The following is an 18,726-nucleotide window of genomic DNA, read 5'->3' on the forward strand; positions in this document are numbered from 1 at the left end:
ATCATGATTGCTAATTCGATTTACAACAAAGTTGCCAAGCTATATGGCGAGGCCAGCGCGACAGAAATTACCGATGATATTCTTGCTCTAATGAAAAAGTGGCAAGACAAAGCACCGCAATATCAAAATTGGGTGGACCAACGTACCTCTTACTTGATCACCTATGGCGACAGCTTTTCTACTCAAGCGGAACCCACGCTGGCGACGATGAAGACATTCGCTGACCGCCACTTGAAAGGGGCGTTGAGCAACATTCACATTTTGCCAATGTTCCCTTACACCTCGGATGATGGTTTTAGTGTGGTTGATTACCGTCAGGTGGACCCTAATCTCGGTGATTGGGAGCAATTGAATGCACTATCTGAGAACTTTGACCTGATGTACGACTGTGTCATCAACCATATCTCTAAGAGCAGCGATTGGTTCCAAGGTTACCTAGCGGGTGATGCGAAATACCAAGACTACTTTGTAGAGTCTGATCCGAGCCTTGACTATTCAAGTGTAACGCGCCCCCGTGCGTTGCCGCTCCACACTCCGTTTAGCAAGGCATCGGGTGAGACTGTACATGTGTGGACGACTTTCTCGGACGATCAAATCGACATTAACTTCCACAGCCCGAAAGTGCTTTTAGAAAGCATCGATATCTTGTTGATGTACGCGGCGAACGGTGGACGCTCGATTCGTCTTGATGCGATTGGTTTTATCTGGAAAAAGCTCGGAACCACATGTATTCACCTAGAAGAAGCGCATGAAATCATCAAGCTATGGCGAATCATTTTGGATGAAGTGATGCCAGGAACATTGTTGATCACTGAGACCAATGTGCCGCACAAAGAGAATGTATCCTACTTTGGGGCTGGCGATGAAGCGCACATGGTTTATCAATTCCCACTGCCGCCATTAACGCTGCACGCTTTGATGAGTGAAAATAGCGAGACATTGACGCAATGGGCGACTTCGCTGACAAATGAAGCGATGGCGCGACTCGCTCAAGGTGATAAAACTACGTACTTTAACTTCCTTGCTAGTCACGATGGGATTGGGGTTCGTCCAACGGAAGGCATACTGACGGATGAAGACCGCCAAATGATGTGCGCGCAAGTCGAGCGCAAAGGCGGTCGAGTGAACTACAAAAATAACGGTGATGGAACCCAATCACCTTATGAGCTGAATATTAACTACCTCAGCGCGATTACCGAGCCGACTGACAGCATTGACGACAAAGCGAAAAAATTCATCGCAGCTCAATCTATCTTACTGTCATTCATCGGTGTACCCGCGATTTATTACCACAGCTTGTTGGGTAGCGAAAATGATGTGCAAGGTATGCTCGATTCAGGGATTAACCGACGCATCAACCGTGAAAAGTTGGATTTATCTAAGCTAGAAAGTGAGTTGGCGAATGAAGACTCACTGCGCTCAAAAGTATTCAAGTCAATGACGCACTTATTGAACCTTCGTCAGCAATACGCCGCATTCTCACCACAGGCTTCGCAACAAGTCTTGAATTTGGGTGATGGTATCTTTGCATTGCAACGTGGCGATGGTGAAGAAGCCATTCGATTTGCGGTTAATCTGACATCACAAGCTCAAGCTGTTGTGTTAGCGGATTCTGGCTTTGACCTGATTAGTGAACAGTTGATGCCAACAGAATTTGAGTTGGCGCCGTACCAGTTTGTTTGGCTGACACAGCAAAAATAAGGAACACATCATGAAACTTGCCCAACTTACAACTCCTGAGCTGATCATGCTTGATGCTGTGTTTGAAGATCGCTTCAGCGCCATCAATGCACTGACGGACAAGCTTGAACAAACAGGCAAACTTACTAATAAAGCACAATTTCTTGAAGCGGTATTAAAGCGCGAAGAGGAGGGACCGACGGCCCTCGGAGAATACTTAGCCGTGCCTCATGGCAAGTCAGAGGCAGTGAGAGAGCCCGTCTTCGCATGTGCATTTGTCAAAGATGAGCTGATGTGGAAAGGTCTAGATGGTGATGAACCAGTCAACATGATTTTCTTGTTAGCGATTCCGCCAGCAGAGGCGGGATCGACACACATGGAGGTGCTCACTACGTTGACCTCATCGCTGGTTGATGATGATTTCCGTGACCAGTTACTCGCTGCGTGCACTACTCAAGAGATCATGGCGCTATTTGGAGAAGATGATGCTGATAGCGAGCCTCAAGTTGAACAATCAGAAGCTGAATCGGCGCAACAAGAGAATGTCGCAAAAGACATCAGCAGTATTGCTTATCCAGTAGTGCTAGGCATTGGTGTCATCATCTCGGCATTTTTGTTCTTACTGCTCTAATCGAATCGTTGGCTGGTGGATATTGTGAAGCCAGCCAAGTCATAGAGGGAAAAGTCGCAATGTAGATTTGCACCTTTTCCTCGTCATGTCCCCCTCGTTTTTTAAATCACGCTCATTTTGAGTGGGGTTTCGTACATCCAAAATTTCGCTGATATGAAGAAAAATCTATTTAAACTAGAGAATGTTATCCAAAATTACGCTTGGGGAAGCCAATTTGCGCTCACCGAGCTATTCGGTATTGAGAATCCAACATCTCAACCGCAAGCTGAGCTTTGGATGGGGGCTCACCCTAATGGCTGCTCGCGATTGGTCGGCTCTGAATTAACCTTGGCACAACTTATTGAGCAATCTCCGGCACATGCGCTTGGGGACTACACAGACCTGCGCTTCGGGCAGTTGCCATTCTTATTTAAAGTACTGGCTGCCGCTAAGCCGCTCTCGGTCCAAGTGCATCCTAAGTTGTCTAAAGCAAAAATCGGTTTCGAGAAAGAAAATCGCGTTGGTTTGGCACTTAATGACTCGGCTCGCAACTACAAAGATGGCAACCACAAACCAGAGTTGGTTTACGCACTTACCTTCTACAAGGCGATGAACGGATTTCGTTCGGTTGAAGACATCATCTCTTTGTTTGAGCAGGCGAGAATCACGGTTCTTAAACAAGCGTTGGTGCAGCTGAAAGCATCTACAAATGAACAGGGATTAAAGTGCTTCTTTGCTCAAGTTATGAGTTTAGAGGGGGAGGATAAATCATTAGCGTTAGAGCAATTAAACCAAGCCATATGCGCACCTTGCCGAACACTGAAAGCTCGGGAAACGTTTGAGCTAATTCGCGAGTTTGCTACCGAGTTTAGTGATGATGTTGGTCTGTTCTCTCCACTCATGTTGAATATTGTTGAGCTAGAGCCAGGTGAAGCGATGTTTCTTCATGCTGAAACGCCGCATGCTTACGTTCAGGGTGTTGGCTTAGAGCTGATGGCTAACTCTGATAATGTGCTTCGCGCGGGCCTCACACCAAAGCATATGGATTTACCTGAGCTAATGGACAACACTCGTTTTGAAGCCACCGAGTTGGAAAAGATTCGTCTCTCTCCTATTGTGAAAGAGCACAAGGTGGGTTTCCCTATCCCTGTCGAAGATTTTAACTTTGAATTGCTTTCGTTATCCCATAAAGCACTGACGGAGTTCGTCCGTGGGCCAGAGATTCTTTTTTGTTTGCAGGGAGAGGTCTGCGTCATTAGCCAAGGGGAACACGTGACCTTGCAGGCAGGGGAGTCTATGTTTGTTTGCTGCGCGGCACAGCAGTATCAAATATCTGGAAGCGGGCAGGTAGCGAGGGCTTTCAACTAATCGAAAAACATCGAGAACAACACTTAGAGGATCTGTTCTCTTGCAGCAGATCCTACATAAACCACGCCTTAAGCTGTGTGACCTTCCTTCCATAACTTCCCTCTTTGCGCTTGATCACAAAAATACACCAACTGCGTCACCGAAATGCCGTTCATATCACCAAATAAACCGTCATCTTTTTGATAAAAAAGTCAGTATGGTTAGCAAATTAGATCATTTATCAAACTAAATTATGGATTTAGCCATCAAACCACCATTGTGAGTAATTGAAAACGAGTTGATATAGTCGTTAGAGTGAATACGAATGGGATGGCATTCGGCGAGCCATTGTTAATTTGTGTTATTAAAGAAATATCCCCCATCGTTTTTATTGAGAACATGTTATTAGGTACGGTTCTTATTTGGGGTGCTTATGTTTGCTTGGTCTATATTTTAAATATAAATGATTATAACGGAAGGTATATGCATGAGTACTGTGCAAGCAATTAGCGATAAGCGCGTTGTAAAGAAAGCAGAAAAATACCTTAAGCGTCATCATGACGAAGTTTATTGGCTGATATGGCGAATAGGCATTGAAACGGGATTACGAATTACCGATATCACCAAGCTGAGCTACGACAATATTAATTTTGAATCTGGTGAAGTGACAGTAATTGAGAGTAAAGGGACGCTTGCTCGTCAAGCTAGGGCGCGTCATAAAGTACTGAAAAGCGTTAAAAATGAATTGCTCAACTATTACAAACGTGACCATGCGAAGCTGTTGTCTGTTTACGTTTGTGATTACCGGAACATCGTTAATCTGGTCCCTCGCAGCTGGAAGCACAGTATTGAAGTGAGATTGGAAGAAGCGACAAAGAACGCACCGGTCAAAAAGCGAGTGGCTTATCTCAGTTCACGAACCTTGACCGCGCTGAAAAAGCGTCGAAAGTTATGGCAGGGCAAGGATAGCGGCCTGATTTTTTCACGGGCGACATTAGCCAGTAACCGAGCTAAAAGGCAACGCGGCGTTATCTCAAGGCAAGCTTGTTGGCGCGTATTCTCGTGCTTATCTTGCTGCATTGAGGAATTACGTCAGCACAAAATTGGGTGCCATAGCTTGCGTAAAATCTTTGCTCGTCACCTTTATCATTCCAGTGATATGGACATCGGTTTGGTTGCTACCATCATTGGGCATCAATCGGTCTCAACCACACTGAGGTACATAGGCATATCCGATGAAGATACCAGGCGGGCACAATTGCGGCTGTTTGACTACTTCTTTGCTTAGCTAATCGCAAAACCATTTACCCACCTTATACATTGAGGAAGCCAGAGCGACCTCAGGATTTCTAGTGCCTTGCACCTTAAACTCTCACAATGAGGGGGGATTTTTCACGCCCATTTATTGGGTATTTCTATGGCAATCCATTCGTTTTCTATAGAAAACTGATTGCTCTTAGCAAAACGCTTCCGTAATACGGTATTCGTTCTTTACCATTGAATCAAAATGCTTTTTTGAGTCTTTCCTTTTATTTTTCAGGAAGATGACCTCAACTAACTTGGGGCATATTCTATCTTTCGTGAACTTCAAACGTACAGGGCATGTCCATATTGCCTAACTTTTGCATGCCTATTTAACTGCTTGATTCATAAGTCAATTAAGGCATTTGGAGGTAAAGGTGGAGACGAACTTTTCTCAACACCTTCGAATCACACGAAAACGCAGAGGGTGGTCACAGAGAGAGTTAGTTGAACGGTTACGTCATTTCCCTTTCTCCTTGTTTGTCGGTTTGGATGTTAACGCATTATCTCGCTGGGAGAGCGAGAAGGTACAACCAACGGCAGAGCGTATGGTTCAAATTCTAAGAGTGCTTGAAAACAGTGTAGATGAACTCAAATCATGCTGCTTTCCTAACAAACCTCAATTGATAAAAAGGTTTGAACGTTTTCGCTATGGAAACTACGGCTTGGTTCATCTTCCTGAGGGAAATGGAAAGTGGCGGCGTTTGAATGAAAAGGGCAGTGGGCGTCAGTTTTTAAAGCAACTTTGCGCTATCACCGAATATGAGCGGTTTTTAAGTGGCAGAGAGCTCACAGAGCAATGGTCAGTGGCTGGGTGTGCCTTGGCGTCCATCACCTATCGAGTGGAAGGGGATGCATTCATTCTCATGCATTCAGAGAGCCTTACCTACTCGGCGTTACTCTCTTCAATAGAGCGCTTAATTGAGCTTTTGTACGCGAGTCGAGCCCGGCTTTTTTTGATGGTGGCACCAGAGAAGAAGGCGCTCAAAAAAGCCAGGGTTCTTCAGTTGGAAGAGGTGAGTGTAAAAACAGGAGTGTTTTCTGCGGGGGCAGATTACGTCTTAGGCGAGCTATTAACACTCCGCTCTTGGAACCACTCAAACAACGCTTAATTTTCACGGAGTAGATACTGAGTAATAACTATCTTCGAGTAAACGTTTAATTGGATGAATGTGAAAGGGAACAGATAAATAAATTATAGGCTCATGACAAGAATACCTTAATTTCTTGATGAAAAGGAGCGATCAGCCTAGGGAGAAATTAATGGTTTAGATTTAAGTATATTTCACGCTAACCAAAAATCATCAAGTTTGTATCTTTATACAAATACATCGAGTTGGAAATAATATTATTCCATCCGCATATTAATTAAAAACCAAATTGCACATATAGGAAATAATGATTTCTTATCTGCATTTATTCGCTAAAAACACGGGATTTAAAAATGAAAGCTAAATTCATTCGCTCATCAATCGCAGCAACTTTTCTTTTTGGACTAATGTCTGCAACACCTGCTTTGGCAGAAAACACGACTAACGTTTACTTTAAAGGTGAAATCGTAGAATCAGCATGTGGTCTATCTCCAGACAGCATCGACCAGACGATCCAACTTGGTCAGCAGCCTACACACATCTTTAAGGCGAAAGGCGATCGCTCTACGCCAGTGCCTTTCCAAGTGAAGTTGACGGATTGTGATACGAGTGTGGCAACAACAGCACAATTCACATTCGATTCTAACCCAGATACAACCGGTAATCTGTTCAGCGTAGAAGGCGGCGCGACGGGCATTGGTGTGCGTATCCTTCACGATGGTAACCCAATCAACAACGGTGACGTAGCGGCAAGCAACGTACTGATCGACGGCACAAACATCGCGTCGTTCTCTGCGGCATATGAAGCGAACGTAGACGTGACAGCAACGCCTGTAACTGCTGGTGTTGCAGAATCATGGGCGCTATTACGCGTGACTTACCTATAAGCGGTTGCTGAGAGAGCTTTGGCGTTTTGCCAAAGCTCTCGTTCTAATAAAAAACACTGGTTGATAAAATGCGTCGTCATTTACTCGGTTTAATAATTGTACTTTCCTTTCCTTCTTTTTCTTACGCGACCAGCTTCAATAATTATTTTATAAGAAGTGAAAACAGTGTCGATTTAAGCAAGTTTTCGAATGCGAACTTTGTGGAAGACGGTAAATATGAGCTAGAGGTTTATATTAATGGAGAGTTCTTAACCAAAGAAAATATTGTCTTTAATAACAATAAACCCTGCATCTCAGATGCATTAATGAACAGTCTTCCTCTAAGCGAACGAGGATATAAAGTCTATAAAGAAAACGCGATATCCGTCGGTGACGCAGTATGCTACCAACTTGAAGAAGTTGGCTATACCAAGGTGGCATCGGATCTTGGTAAAGCTCGCTTAGAGATCACCACGCCTCAAGAATACATCGCCAATGAGTACAAATACGGCTTTGTCCCAGATCGTTTGTGGGATGATGGTATTGCCGCGCTCTATCTGGATTACAACGTTAACTACTTTTCTAGCCAACAAGACGATGAAAACGGTTGGAATGATGATCTATCCACCTATGGCATTGTGGGGCTAAATGCTGGAGCGTTTCGCTTCCGAGCAAACTATCAAGCTTCCAACAACTATTCGGGTGAATTCACCTCACTGTATGGCTATGCGCCGATCCGCAGCATTAAGTCGAAGTTGACGTTTGGTAATACTCAGTTTGGTTCGGACGTCTACGACTCGTTCCAAATGACTGGCGTACGCCTGCAAAGCGATGATCAAATGTTGCCATCGAACTTGCGTGGCTACTCTCCGGTGGTTTCTGGCACGGTCAACACCAATGCGGTGATCACTATTCGTCAGCAAGGCAATGTGCTTAAAGTGGTGAACGTAAATGCAGGCCCGTATCTGATAGATGACCTCTCACAAGCCTCTCAAGGTACGTTGGATGTCGAAGTCAAACAGGCTGATGGTACGATTCAACGCTACCAAGTGAACGGTGCGGACGTCACGTATCTGACGCGACCAAATCACCTACGCTACAGCCTTTCTGCGGGTGTGCCGGACAGTGACTCTTACGAGATCACGCCAGAGTTCTTTTCTGCAGAAGCGTCCTATGGTGTGAACAACTACCTGTCGCTGTTCTCTGCGACATTGCTGTCTGAAGATTATCAATCTTACACTATCGGTAGTGGTATCAACCTAAATTACTTGGGCGCAGCTTCCTTCGATATCTCTACTGCGCAAGCCAAGTTGGGTGATGACAGTGATGCATCTGGCTTGTCTTATGGCTTTACCTACAACAACACCTTGACCGATTTCGGCTTGGGTTTGCGTGTGGCTGGTTACCGTTTTTCTGAAGAGCAGTACTACGAATTTGATGAATATTTAAGGTCCTATGATGACCACACTTCGTCCATCATCTATGCCGCGAACAACAACCGTAAAGATGAAAAGTACATCGCGCTGACTCAAAGTTTTGGCTCAACCAGTGCGTACGTTTCTTACTCCTCAAATAATTACTGGGACGACCGTCGTGACAGTTCTCGATACGACATCAATATATCGCATCCGTTGAAGATCAACGGGATCGACTTGTACTTGACGATGAATCTCTACCAGTCGAACGACTCTTACCTTAGCTACGACTACGAGTCGGGTATTAATGAGTACTCGCCGAGTATCGATGAAAAAGGTTGGTCGCTGGGAATCTCTATCCCTATTGGTGGCAGTAACTCTGTCTCAGTACAAACCAACTCTCGAGGTGGAGACTACTCTCAAAGCCTTGCGTACTCGGGCTACAACAACGATGACGGTTCGAACTATCGCGTGGCTTACGACGTTTATGAAGGTGAATCCAACGGCGTAAGTGGTAACTACAATCGCGACTTCTCGTTCATGTCCACTTCTGTTGGTGGCAGCTACAAAACCAATTCATACAGCCAAGTGAATGCCAACGCGATGGGCACGGTGTTGCTTTCAAAACATGGTTTGGCGTATAGCGCACTTAACTCAGGCACGTCGCGCATTCTCATCGATTCGAATGTACCAAACGTCACCATTAACGGCAGCAACAACGAAGAAACCAATGCGTTTGGCTTGGCGTTGATTAACGGTGTGACACCTTATCAAAAGAGCTACAACACCATCGATTACAAATCACTACCTGATGATGTTGAGGTGCTTGGAAGCGTGAAAAGCATGGTGCTGACCGAAGGCGCGATTGGCTATCAAAAAATTAAAGCACGTCAGGGCAGTAACTTTATGGCGCGCTTGCTAAGCGAACAAGAGATTCCATTTGGTGCCTTGGTTTTTGATGACGAACTTGATCAAGAGATTGGCATTGTTGGGCAAGACTCAACGGCTTATCTGGTCGGCGTCAATCTCGATTCACAGATCAGTGTGAGTTGGGGGGATAACCAAAGCTGTCACTTAGTCATTGATGACTCGATTCTGAATAGTCAAGAAGTCATCCGTTCCGTTCATTGTGATAACTAATTAGTAGTTGAGAAATTATGAAAAATTCAATTTTGGCCATCCTGTGTTGTTTGATGGTCTCAGCATCGGCGAATGCTGCATTAGCTCTAGACCGAACTCGTGTTGTTTATGAAGGCGACTCGAAGGTGGAAACGGTAAGAATTAAAAACCCCGCCGACATTCCATTCTTGGCGCAATCTTGGTTGACGGACATGGATGGTAAGGATGTAGAGGACAAATTCATCGTTGTCCCACCGGTGTTAAGGATTGAGAGTAAAGATTACGCCATGTTGCGCATCAAGTCGTTACCTACTGCCTCTCAATTACCTCAAGACAGAGAGACGGCTTACTTCTTACATGTTCGTGAGGTGCCACCTTCTGAGGATGAGAAAAGTGCTGATGAAAAAGCCGACACGGCCACTGGTTCTATCCAAATTGCGATTGAATCGGTGATCAAGTTCTTCTACCGACCAGCGAGCCTGAACAAGATTAAGCGTGTTGATAAAGCGGTAGCTAGTGCGACCAAAATTAAGCGAAAAGGCAGTAATAAAATCGTCTTAGAAAACGGCTCGCCATTTTATGTGACCTACTCGGAGTTACTGGTGGGCAAATCGAGCAAAGCCGCGGGATTTAAACCCGTGATGCTAGCACCGTTTACCAGCAGAACGTTGAAAGTAGAAAAAAGCGACCGATACGAACTAAGCCATATCAATGATTATGGCGCTACAGTAACGAACACGTTCTACTGCAACTCGCAAGATATCTGTACAGCCAAAGACGAAAGTGAGGGGTAATGATGAGAGCGTTATTTCTAACACTTTGTTTGCTTGTTACGGGGCTCTCCGTTGCTCCCAATGCGTGGGCGTTAGCCTGCTATAGCACAGAAGCCGGTGGTAGTTTTGGTGGTAGTGGTCCTGGTGGTGTAAGCAGTTTCTACATTGACCCTTCTGCATCGGTACCCATTGATGCCCCTGATGGGCAAGTGGTATGGCGTGGCCCGTCTCAAACGGTGAATGTTACTTGCTATAAAGATGCGACGAATTTCCCTCACCTGAAGGATTTCCCCGAACAAGTGTTCTTTTGGCCTGGTAAAACGGGTGATACCGTCGTCCCGAATATTCCCGGTATTAAGGTGGGGTTTCGATATGAAGGCCGAGATATTTATGGCGTAAAAACGGCGGTCGATGGCTTTAGGGTTCCTGAGTGTGGTGCTAGCGAAGATAACAACGCCTGTGAATCGCGCACTAAAACTTCCAAAACCATTACATACCAGCCCATCATTGTTACGGGGCCGGGGGACTTCTCTGGATATAGCGCGCCGGTCAACATTTTCCAGTTAGATGGGGAGTTGGGCTACAACGGTGCGTATGCGAACTACCGCAGCGTGATTCAGAACATGGACATTCTTAAGCCTTCTAAATGTTTGGTTGAGCTGGAGATCAAGAACAACAACATCGACTACGGGCGCATTGGTGTAGACGATATTGTACAAACCGAGCCTCGTCCTCTCACTATTATCGTTCGCAACTTAAAGTACGGAGCCGATTGCCCATCCGTTAAGCTGCGTGGCTACTTTGATAACGTTCGTGATCTGACCAACCGATCTTATGTCCCTGTCTTTGATGAAAGCGGCAAAGAAATCAAATCCTATGGCATCAAGCTGTACACTCCAAGTGGTGAAGAGGTGCAACTTAATGAGCCTGTCGGTGATGGCTATGAAGTAGAGCAAGTCGGCTATGACCGTTATCTTGCCAAACTGGTGCCTTTTGACCCTGACAATATCAAGAAAGGGAAATTTGAAGGAATGGTGGTGTATACCGTTTCTTACTTATAGGGGGAAGGCTTGTGAATTACAAAAATACAATTTTGTTCGCGCTGTCTGTATTCGCGCTTACTCCGGCTTTTGCCCAAGAGGCTCAGCAAGCCGAGGAACCTGAGAAAGGCGTAATCGATACCTTGGTATCAAATGGTTTGTACTTTCAAATAGGAGGAGGGCTTGCCCAGTTTCAGGACGAACAGTACAAACACGATAACGACATCACCAGTTTGAAATACAGTTTGGGTATCACGACAGAACCTTTAGATTATGAGATAGGTTATCGCAGCTTATCGGACGGCAATGGCTTTGACATGAAAGGCTTGGATATTCTCGCCAAACACAAATGGTCATTATGGCGCGATGGCGGGTTATTTGCTGGTGTGGGTGGCTACGTCTACAACGCAGACATGGATAAACCTCAGTTGGATTCACCGACAGAAACCAGTGGTGTGGCACCGTATCTATCGGTGGGCGGTTACTATGCTCTGAGTGAGTTTATTGATGTTTCTGTCCAATTCGACAATTTATTCAATGTGAGTGTGCTCGATCAGAACTATGACAAGAAAGACACCAAGCAGTTGCGTCAGGTGAATTTGTCTCTGGTGTTGCATCCATGGTCAAGCAGCAGCTACGACCCTCAACCAATCGAGCACATAGAAGACGCACCTGAAGAGCAGACCGTGATTCTCGCTGAGAACAGTCCGGTTTACAGCTACGATGACGCGTCATTGAATCTGCAAATGGAAACGCAACTGATGCAAATGGCAAGTCGCATTGCTGAACTGGAAAGTTATGAAGTGGTGGTAACTGGAGGAGCCGATAGTAAGCCTGCGTATTTGGAGCACAATACTCGTTTAGCAGAAGAGCGAGCGAAAGTGGTCGCTGACTTCTTGATTTTACATGGCGTGAAAGCGGAGAACATTCGTCTTGAGACGTCTGTCATCGAACAAGAGCGCAGTGAACAAGACGCGCGGAAAGTGGAAGTGATGGTGAACGGAACCGAATTGGTTTCACCGCAATAACGACAGTAAGAGCACTCTAACCACAAATAAAAATCCCTCACCAATCGGCGAGGGATTTTTTGTATTCGGTAAGGATGAGGTTGGTTTTCATCCCTTTTGAATCTCGTAACGATTAATCGTTCTTTTCTTTACCGTAAACGCGAACGCCCGCTTTAGAGCCTTCAGAGTTACCGTAAACTTCGATGTTTTTCACACAGCGGCGGTAACCAAAGTAACGCCAATCTGTCATCTTGTCTTTCTTCAAATCACGGTGGAAGCGAATGGTTTTCTCATCACCGTTTTGGAAGCGTACAACGACCTTTCTTAATTCTAGGTCTTTCTCTGCTTTTACTTTGATCGCGTTAGTGTTGCGGCAAATCACCATCGGGATTTTTGCAGCTAGGTTACCGTGCTCAAGCAAGATAGTACGACCTAAAGTAAATTTATCGTCTGCATGTGCAGGAGCGATAAGTGTTGTTGCAGCCAATGCTGCCGTGATAATAGCGGTATAAATTTTCATTCAAATAATCACAAAAACACAGGAGCGCGAATCATAGTCGAGAGAAATGAAAAACAGCTAGTAATATTTTTCCTTGTGAATGAAATTTCACACTCCGCTGACTTTGATTGCATAAATGTGAGAATTTTTCTTGTGAAGATTGTGCGGTAGAAGAATCACGAGTGTTAGCCGCAGGTGGTAGCATTCAATCGCCAAAGATATCGATAGGGGACTATGGCTTTATCACATTGGCGTTTGATACAGAGGGCAACCTATTTGGCCTTCACTCCAATAAGTGATGATTGGGTAGTTAGGGGCATGATGCTGTCCTTTTAAATCGTCATAAATACATAAAATAATCTGCGCACATTCTCTATTTTGTCTCTAAGTTTCGGTATTTGGATTATATTGATAAGTAAAAGATGGTATAAATCACCCATTGTCGATAATAATTGAATGTTTATGAAGAAATACGAAGAATTGGTTCAAGATATCATCAGTAAAATTTGCCAAAACGTCATCGATGTGAAGTTGCCATCTGAGCGTGAATTGGCGGAAAAGTATGATATTTCTCGTTTTTCGGTACGAAAGGCGCTGTCCAAACTTGAAGCGATTGGCATTGTGAAATCCAAAGTGGGTTCAGGTTATTTCGTTAATACCTCAATTATTGGCTCGCCACTCATCTATAACTCTGTCACTGAAAATAAATTTGGTGAGATCTCATACAAGAAGATAAAACTGAATAAACGTTTACCCACTACGCATGAAATGCAGATGTTTTCTATCGAGGAAGATGAATACCTGTGGAATATTAAACGCCTGCGATTAATTCAGGGTAAAGTGACACAGATTGAGGAAACAAAATTACCCGTAAGTATGTTTCCTAAAATAACCGACGAGATTATTGAGAGTTCATTGCAAAAACACGTGTTGTCTCTAGGTTTAGAAATCGACAGTTATTTAACGAGTTATCAAGCAATTAACGTGTCAAAAGAAGATGCAGATTTACTCGATTGTAAACGCAATAGTTCAGCAATGAATATTACTAATCGAGGATTTTTAAAAACAGGTGAAGTCTTCGTGGTGAGCGATATTATTGATATTAATTACCAGTGTACTTATCACACCAAGTTTAACCCCGAGAGTCTTAATTATCGAGATCAAAACGACCGCGAATAGCGGTCGTTTTTTTAGGTCTGCATTTAAAGCCGTCGCTAGGACAAACGAAGCTTTAAGGCGTGTGAATACTGCCGTCTGGCAAGCGGCTTTGCGTCCACTCGTGTGGGCGGTATTCAACAGGAAAGTCTTGCGCCGCTTCGCAGTCCATCTCCACACCGATACCTGCAATTTCAGATGCGTATAGATAGCCGTTGATTGGCTCCGCCGCATTTGGGAATACGCGTTGTGTATTGGCTTTGTATTCCACATGCTCTTGAATCGCAGCGTTGTGTAGATGCACATTTAAGTGAGTATTCACTGCGGCGCCAATCGGTGTCATATCTGGTGGGCAATGCCAAGCAATGCGAACGCCAAAGCTCTCGCAGAAGTGACCGAGTTTCAGGGCTGGCGTGATGCCACCGATTTGCGACACGTGGCAACGGATGAAGTCGACACGGCGATTGATGATCAATGCTTTCCACTCTTCAGGGTTGTTAAACAGCTCGCCCAGCGCCAGAGACACGCTCGATTGATTGCGAATATTATCCAACCATTCCGTTTGGCTTGGCGGCAAAATATCTTCAATAAAGAACGGGTTATACTGCTCGACTTGTTTTGCGAATTGAATCGCTTGGTTCGGGAACAAACGCTCGTGCACATCGTGAAGAATATGGAATTGCTTGCCATATTTCTCACGTAGGTTTTTGAACATTTCTACCGTGTTTTCAATATATTGGTCTTGGTCGTAGTAAGAGCCTTGGGTTGGGTTTTGTGCCGTCTGAATATTTTCTGGCACACCACCGTAAAAGCCTAATTGACAACGAATATGTTGATAACCTTGCTCTAAGTATTTATCAACTTGCTCATACAAACCTTCCATTGTGTCGCTGGTAGCATGAGTATATACTTGAATAGCATCACGAGACTTACCACCAAATAATTGATGAAGCGGCATATTAGCTAATTTCGCTTTAATATCCCAAAGTGCCATATCAACACCAGAAATAGCATTGTTGATCACAGGGCCATTGCGCCAATATGCATTGACCATCATCATTTGCCACAGATCTTCAATATTATTTGCATCTTTGCCGATTAATAATGGCTTAAGGTATTCATCAACCATGGTTTTTACGGCCAATGGTCGTTGTTGGAATGTCGCACAACCATAGCCCGTTACACCAGATTCTGTTTCTACAATAACAGTAATCAGGTTATGTCTGTCCGGTTTAGTAATCACGCACTCAATATTTGATATGGTATTTTTGTTCACTTCAAACTATCTCTGGTTAACAGGATTTATTTTATATAAGCGTGAAAAAATACAAATTACAAGCGGTAAATTATACTTAAATTTAACTGGTTCGTTCCTGTTTTGAATTCGGCAAGAAAAACGAACCAATTGGCTAAAAATGCCGAAAATTTAATTTTTAGTCGTTTTAGTGTGAGTTTTATCACTAATTTGTCGATTGGATAAATATGACCAGTAGCTAAGATGAGCGCAGTGAATGAGCAGACAAAGCACATAGGAAAGTATGATGCAATTGACACAAACAAACATGGCAACTGGCGACGCGTCGTCAGGCAAGGCAGACAGCTTTAGCATGAAACTACAAGAATTGGTCGCAGCACTTGGCGGCAACGAGAACATTGCTAACATCACCCACTGCATGACCCGCTTGCGTTTCAAGCTGGTGGACGAATCGAAAGCCGACAAAGCAAAACTGGAAGCCATTCAAGGCGTAAAAGGTGTGGTGCTTGGTCAAGGTCAAACCCAGGTGATCATCGGTGTTGACGTTGAAAAGTGGTACTTAGCGCTGTCTGGCGCGAGTGCTGCACCGGAAGATGCAGAAATCGAGCAAGAGAAAGGCAAGCTGTTCCAAAACGCAATGCGCGTGGTGGCGGGCATCTTTGGCCCTGTCGTGCCTGCGATTGCGGGCTCGGGCATGTTGATGGGTCTGCTATCGGGCTTGATTGCGACCAACGTGATTTCAGAAAGCTCGGATACGGTGTTCTTCTTCCGTTCGATTTCTCTTGCGGTATTCTTCTTCCTACCTATGTTGGTCTCTTTCTCTGCGGCGAAAGTGTTTAAAGTGAACGAATACATTGCGTTAGCAGTTGCTGCAGCGATGATGTCGCCTAAGTTATTGGAAAAAGCGACCATTCTTTCTGAAGCAGGAAACACCCCAGAGCTGAACGTATTTGGTGTGATTCCAATTGAGCTGCTTAACTACGGTGGCGCGATCGTACCTGCGATTCTAGCGGTTTGGGTACTGTCCAAAATCACCCCTATGGTAGATAAGTTAGTTCCTGCTTCTGCCAAACCAGTATTCACGCCGCTACTTGCTTTCACAGTGACGTCAACGGTTGTCCTATCAGTTGTAGCCCCAGCGGGTATGTGGCTAAGTAACGGCGCAGGTTGGGTAGTAAGCTCGCTATTAGAGGTCTCTCCAACACTGACGGGCTTCGTGTTTGGTCTAACTCGTCCAATCACCATCGTATTTGGTATTCACCACAGCATGACACCAATCAGCTTGAATAACTTCGCGCTGTACGGAAAAGATTTGCTGATGCCGATTATGTGTCTGGGTAACCTAGGTATTGCAGGCGCGACGATGGCGATTTGGTACAAGCAACGCAAATACGCAAGTAAAGAGCAGTCTTCAGTGACAGTGAGCTCAGGTGTCACCGCTATTCTTGGTATCACAGAGCCAGCGCTATTCGGCGTACTGACTAAGTACACCAAAGCACTATTCATGGCGAGCTTAGCAACAGGTATCGTTGGCGCGATTTCAGTGACTATCGATACCCACTTAACAAGCTACATCCTTTCTTCGGTATTCAGTCTGCCAGCTTACTTGGCAAGTGGTACTCAGAACTTTATTCAAGCGGTATTGGGCGTGATTGGTGTGTTTGCACTGTCGTTCGCAATGACCATGATGTTCGTACGCATCGATAACAAGTAATCCTTTCTTCTCTCTATGTAGACCTGTCTTGTCTCACTTCGACAGGTCTACTCAGCATGCTTAAGAAACCGTTATGAAGACAATCGCAATACTTGGGGAATGCATGATCGAGCTGAACGGCAAGCCGTTTGGTGACATGCAACAGACGTTTGGTGGTGACACTCTTAACGCTGCGGTTTACCTCAGTCGTTCTTGCCAAGCCTTAGGTGCATCACAACCAGTGCAGGTGCAATACGTTACAGCCATGGGTACAGACCCACTGAGCAATGGCATGGTCGCACGCTGGCAGCAAGAAGGTGTTGGTACGGATTTCGTTTTGACAGACGAAACGCGTACCCCGGGTTTGTATCTGATCCAGTTAGACGACCACGGCGAACGCACCTTCCTTTATTGGCGTAATCAATCGGCTGCACGTTACTTGCTCCAACACGCTCAGTTTGAACGTGTGGCGGAGTCACTCAAGCAGGTTGATATGGTGTTTTTTAGCGGTATTAGCCTAGCTATTTTGCCTGAGCAAGATCGTATCCAACTGGTTGAGCTTTTGAGTCGCTTACGAGAATCCGGCGTTGAGATTGCTTTTGATAGTAACTTCCGCCCAGCCCTTTGGCCGCAAGATAAATTGCAGACCGTGCAAGCATGTTATCAAGCCATGTATCAAACCACGGATATGGCGCTCGTGACTTTTGATGATGAGCAGCTTATTTGGGGAGATGTGACGGCTTACGGCACGATCAAGCGTTTGCAAGCTCAAGGGGTGAAGAATGTGGTGGTCAAGCTCGGTGCAAAAGGCTGTTTAGTTGCAGATACCGATCAACCTGCGCCTTATTCAGTGGCGACGATACCGGTAGAAAATGTCATCGATACCACATCGGCAGGCGATTCATTTAATGGTGGTTTCCTTGCGACGTACTTGTCTGATGGCAACATCAAACAAGCGTGTATGAATGGGAATACCCTCGCAGGCACAGTGATTCAACACAAAGGCGCCATCATTCCACGATTGGCAACCAATGCGGCCATTGCTCAGTTCAAAAAATAGATATACAGGAAACCACATGTCGAATTTAAAAGCTCAATTGAAAGCGTTAAAAGTGATCCCAGTGATCGCCATTGATCGCGCAGAAGACATCATCCCACTGGGTAAAGTGTTGGCAGAAAACGGTCTGCCAGCAGCCGAAATTACGTTTCGCTCTGATGCCGCTGTTGAAGCTATTCGTCTGTTGCGTGAAGCGCAGCCAGACATGCTGATTGGTGCTGGTACGGTGCTTAATCGTGAGCAAGCCATCGCAGCCAAAGAGGCGGGCGCGACCTTTGTTGTCTCGCCGGGCTTTAACCCAAACACCGTTGAGGCTTGCCAAGAGATTGGTATTGATATCGTGCCCGGTGTGAACAACCCAAGTGCAGTTGAAGCGGCGTTAGAAATGGGACTGACAACATTGAAGTTCTTCCCGGCAGAGGCTTCTGGTGGCGTTAACATGGTGAAAGCACTGTTGGCCCCTTATGGTGATGTAGAAATCATGCCGACTGGGGGTATCAACCCTTCGAATATTAAAGACTACCTAGCCGTGCCGCGCGTGCTGGCATGTGGTGGTACTTGGATGGTCGACAAAAAACTTATCGAAGCGGGCAAGTGGGAAGAGTTGGCTCAGCTGACGCGTGAAGCGGTCGCGCTGGTCGCCGAGTAACGATACCACTTGTCACAATATACAGTTGTGGCTCTAAATTTGGTCTAGCCCCAGAGCTTGGGGCTAGCACCGAAATCTAACTTCTAAAAATAAACCAATTTCTCTAAGCCTTTCTTTTCAAAAAGAAGGGGCGGGGTTTGCTGTCTCTGAAATCAGCACTTTTACACA

The 18,726-nt window shown here is 45.2% G+C and carries 16 protein-coding genes and 1 pseudogene; 15 read left to right on the plus strand and 2 right to left on the minus strand.

The features are described 5' to 3' along the window. Positions 1–3: 3 nt before the first annotated feature. The 10 genes from GXP65_RS17970 (at position 4) to GXP65_RS18015 (ending at position 12,271) form a co-directional block, all read left to right on the plus strand. A complete protein-coding gene (locus GXP65_RS17970) occupies positions 4–1,701 on the plus strand; it encodes an alpha-amylase family glycosyl hydrolase (RefSeq protein ID WP_162093402.1) in 1,698 nt (565 codons plus the stop codon). Between the two features lie 10 nt (positions 1,702–1,711). Then, a complete protein-coding gene (locus tag GXP65_RS17975) occupies positions 1,712–2,311 on the plus strand; it encodes a fructose PTS transporter subunit IIA (protein WP_162093403.1) in 600 nt (199 codons plus the stop codon). A gap of 153 nt (positions 2,312–2,464) precedes the next feature. Further along, positions 2,465–3,658 (plus strand): mannose-6-phosphate isomerase, class I, encoded by a 1,194-nt coding sequence (gene manA, locus GXP65_RS17980; RefSeq protein ID WP_162093404.1) that lies wholly within the window; start codon positions 2,465–2,467, stop codon positions 3,656–3,658. 466 nt (positions 3,659–4,124) lie between these two features. Continuing rightward, positions 4,125–4,925, plus strand: coding sequence for a tyrosine-type recombinase/integrase (locus tag GXP65_RS17985; RefSeq protein ID WP_162093405.1), 801 nt, complete (start codon positions 4,125–4,127; stop codon positions 4,923–4,925). A 391-nt stretch (positions 4,926–5,316) separates the two neighbouring features. Next, a complete protein-coding gene (locus tag GXP65_RS17990) occupies positions 5,317–6,051 on the plus strand; it encodes a helix-turn-helix transcriptional regulator (protein ID WP_045399826.1) in 735 nt (244 codons plus the stop codon). A gap of 332 nt (positions 6,052–6,383) precedes the next feature. Continuing rightward, positions 6,384–6,917 carry a fimbrial protein gene (locus tag GXP65_RS17995; protein WP_005429136.1) on the plus strand — a complete coding sequence of 178 codons (534 nt, stop codon included), beginning with the start codon at positions 6,384–6,386 and terminating at the stop codon, positions 6,915–6,917. Positions 6,918–6,985: 68 nt separating this feature from the next. Continuing rightward, complete coding sequence (locus GXP65_RS18000) at positions 6,986–9,451, plus strand: fimbria/pilus outer membrane usher protein (protein WP_080765431.1); 2,466 nt, start codon at positions 6,986–6,988, stop codon at positions 9,449–9,451. 17 nt (positions 9,452–9,468) lie between these two features. After that, positions 9,469–10,224 carry a molecular chaperone gene (locus GXP65_RS18005; RefSeq protein WP_005429140.1) on the plus strand — a complete coding sequence of 252 codons (756 nt, stop codon included), beginning with the start codon at positions 9,469–9,471 and terminating at the stop codon, positions 10,222–10,224. Then, complete coding sequence (locus GXP65_RS18010; RefSeq protein ID WP_047476629.1) at positions 10,224–11,264, plus strand: adhesin; 1,041 nt, start codon at positions 10,224–10,226, stop codon at positions 11,262–11,264. The genes GXP65_RS18005 and GXP65_RS18010 overlap by 1 nt, the downstream gene beginning before the upstream one ends. A gap of 11 nt (positions 11,265–11,275) precedes the next feature. After that, a complete protein-coding gene (locus GXP65_RS18015; protein ID WP_045399836.1) occupies positions 11,276–12,271 on the plus strand; it encodes an OmpA family protein in 996 nt (331 codons plus the stop codon). Between the two features lie 112 nt (positions 12,272–12,383). On the opposite strand, the gene GXP65_RS18020 is transcribed toward GXP65_RS18015, so the two are convergent. Continuing rightward, positions 12,384–12,770 (minus strand): DUF2541 family protein, encoded by a 387-nt coding sequence (locus GXP65_RS18020; protein ID WP_005429145.1) that lies wholly within the window; start codon positions 12,768–12,770, stop codon positions 12,384–12,386. A gap of 125 nt (positions 12,771–12,895) precedes the next feature. Between GXP65_RS18020 and GXP65_RS25285 the strand changes: the two are divergent. Together GXP65_RS25285 and GXP65_RS18030 are read left to right on the plus strand one after the other, a co-directional pair. After that, positions 12,896–13,048, plus strand: a pseudogene (locus GXP65_RS25285) (VOC family protein); the annotation flags it as partial. A 163-nt stretch (positions 13,049–13,211) separates the two neighbouring features. Then, a complete protein-coding gene (locus GXP65_RS18030; RefSeq protein ID WP_005429149.1) occupies positions 13,212–13,928 on the plus strand; it encodes a GntR family transcriptional regulator in 717 nt (238 codons plus the stop codon). A 52-nt stretch (positions 13,929–13,980) separates the two neighbouring features. On the opposite strand, the gene GXP65_RS18035 is transcribed toward GXP65_RS18030, so the two are convergent. Then, positions 13,981–15,180, minus strand: a complete 1,200-nt coding sequence (locus GXP65_RS18035; protein ID WP_005429150.1) for an enolase C-terminal domain-like protein — start codon at positions 15,178–15,180, stop codon at positions 13,981–13,983. Positions 15,181–15,466: 286 nt separating this feature from the next. Here GXP65_RS18035 and GXP65_RS18040 point away from each other — a divergent pair, with 286 nt between their 5' ends. From GXP65_RS18040 to GXP65_RS18050, 3 genes are all read left to right on the plus strand, one after another. Further along, positions 15,467–16,873: a PTS transporter subunit EIIC gene (locus GXP65_RS18040; RefSeq protein WP_224726968.1), complete on the plus strand. Its 1,407-nt coding sequence runs from the start codon at positions 15,467–15,469 to the stop codon at positions 16,871–16,873. A 73-nt stretch (positions 16,874–16,946) separates the two neighbouring features. Continuing rightward, positions 16,947–17,912, plus strand: coding sequence for a sugar kinase (locus GXP65_RS18045; RefSeq protein WP_162093406.1), 966 nt, complete (start codon positions 16,947–16,949; stop codon positions 17,910–17,912). 16 nt (positions 17,913–17,928) lie between these two features. Next, positions 17,929–18,558, plus strand: a complete 630-nt coding sequence (locus GXP65_RS18050) for a bifunctional 4-hydroxy-2-oxoglutarate aldolase/2-dehydro-3-deoxy-phosphogluconate aldolase (protein WP_038890480.1) — start codon at positions 17,929–17,931, stop codon at positions 18,556–18,558. Positions 18,559–18,726 lie beyond the last annotated feature (168 nt).

Source organism: Vibrio sp. LB10LO1 (assembly GCF_010092875.1).
Lineage (GTDB): Bacteria > Pseudomonadota > Gammaproteobacteria > Enterobacterales > Vibrionaceae > Vibrio > Vibrio campbellii.

Excerpts from the sequence above, each read along its gene's own strand:
- GXP65_RS17970 (WP_162093402.1), top strand. The coding sequence starts at position 4 with ATGATTGCTAATTCGATTTACAACAAAGTTGCCAAGCTATATGGCGAG.
- manA (WP_162093404.1), top strand. The coding sequence starts at position 2,465 with ATGAAGAAAAATCTATTTAAACTAGAGAATGTTATCCAAAATTACGCT.
- GXP65_RS18045 (WP_162093406.1), top strand. The coding sequence starts at position 16,947 with ATGAAGACAATCGCAATACTTGGGGAATGCATGATCGAGCTGAACGGC.
- GXP65_RS18010 (WP_047476629.1), top strand. The coding sequence starts at position 10,224 with ATGATGAGAGCGTTATTTCTAACACTTTGTTTGCTTGTTACGGGGCTC.
- GXP65_RS17985 (WP_162093405.1), top strand. The coding sequence starts at position 4,125 with ATGAGTACTGTGCAAGCAATTAGCGATAAGCGCGTTGTAAAGAAAGCA.
- GXP65_RS17975 (WP_162093403.1), top strand. The coding sequence starts at position 1,712 with ATGAAACTTGCCCAACTTACAACTCCTGAGCTGATCATGCTTGATGCT.
- GXP65_RS18005 (WP_005429140.1), top strand. The coding sequence starts at position 9,469 with ATGAAAAATTCAATTTTGGCCATCCTGTGTTGTTTGATGGTCTCAGCA.
- GXP65_RS18000 (WP_080765431.1), top strand. The coding sequence starts at position 6,986 with ATGCGTCGTCATTTACTCGGTTTAATAATTGTACTTTCCTTTCCTTCT.
- GXP65_RS18040 (WP_224726968.1), top strand. The coding sequence starts at position 15,467 with ATGGCAACTGGCGACGCGTCGTCAGGCAAGGCAGACAGCTTTAGCATG.
- GXP65_RS18030 (WP_005429149.1), top strand. The coding sequence starts at position 13,212 with ATGAAGAAATACGAAGAATTGGTTCAAGATATCATCAGTAAAATTTGC.
- GXP65_RS18050 (WP_038890480.1), top strand. The coding sequence starts at position 17,929 with ATGTCGAATTTAAAAGCTCAATTGAAAGCGTTAAAAGTGATCCCAGTG.
- GXP65_RS18020 (WP_005429145.1), bottom strand. The coding sequence starts at position 12,770 with ATGAAAATTTATACCGCTATTATCACGGCAGCATTGGCTGCAACAACA.
- GXP65_RS17995 (WP_005429136.1), top strand. The coding sequence starts at position 6,384 with ATGAAAGCTAAATTCATTCGCTCATCAATCGCAGCAACTTTTCTTTTT.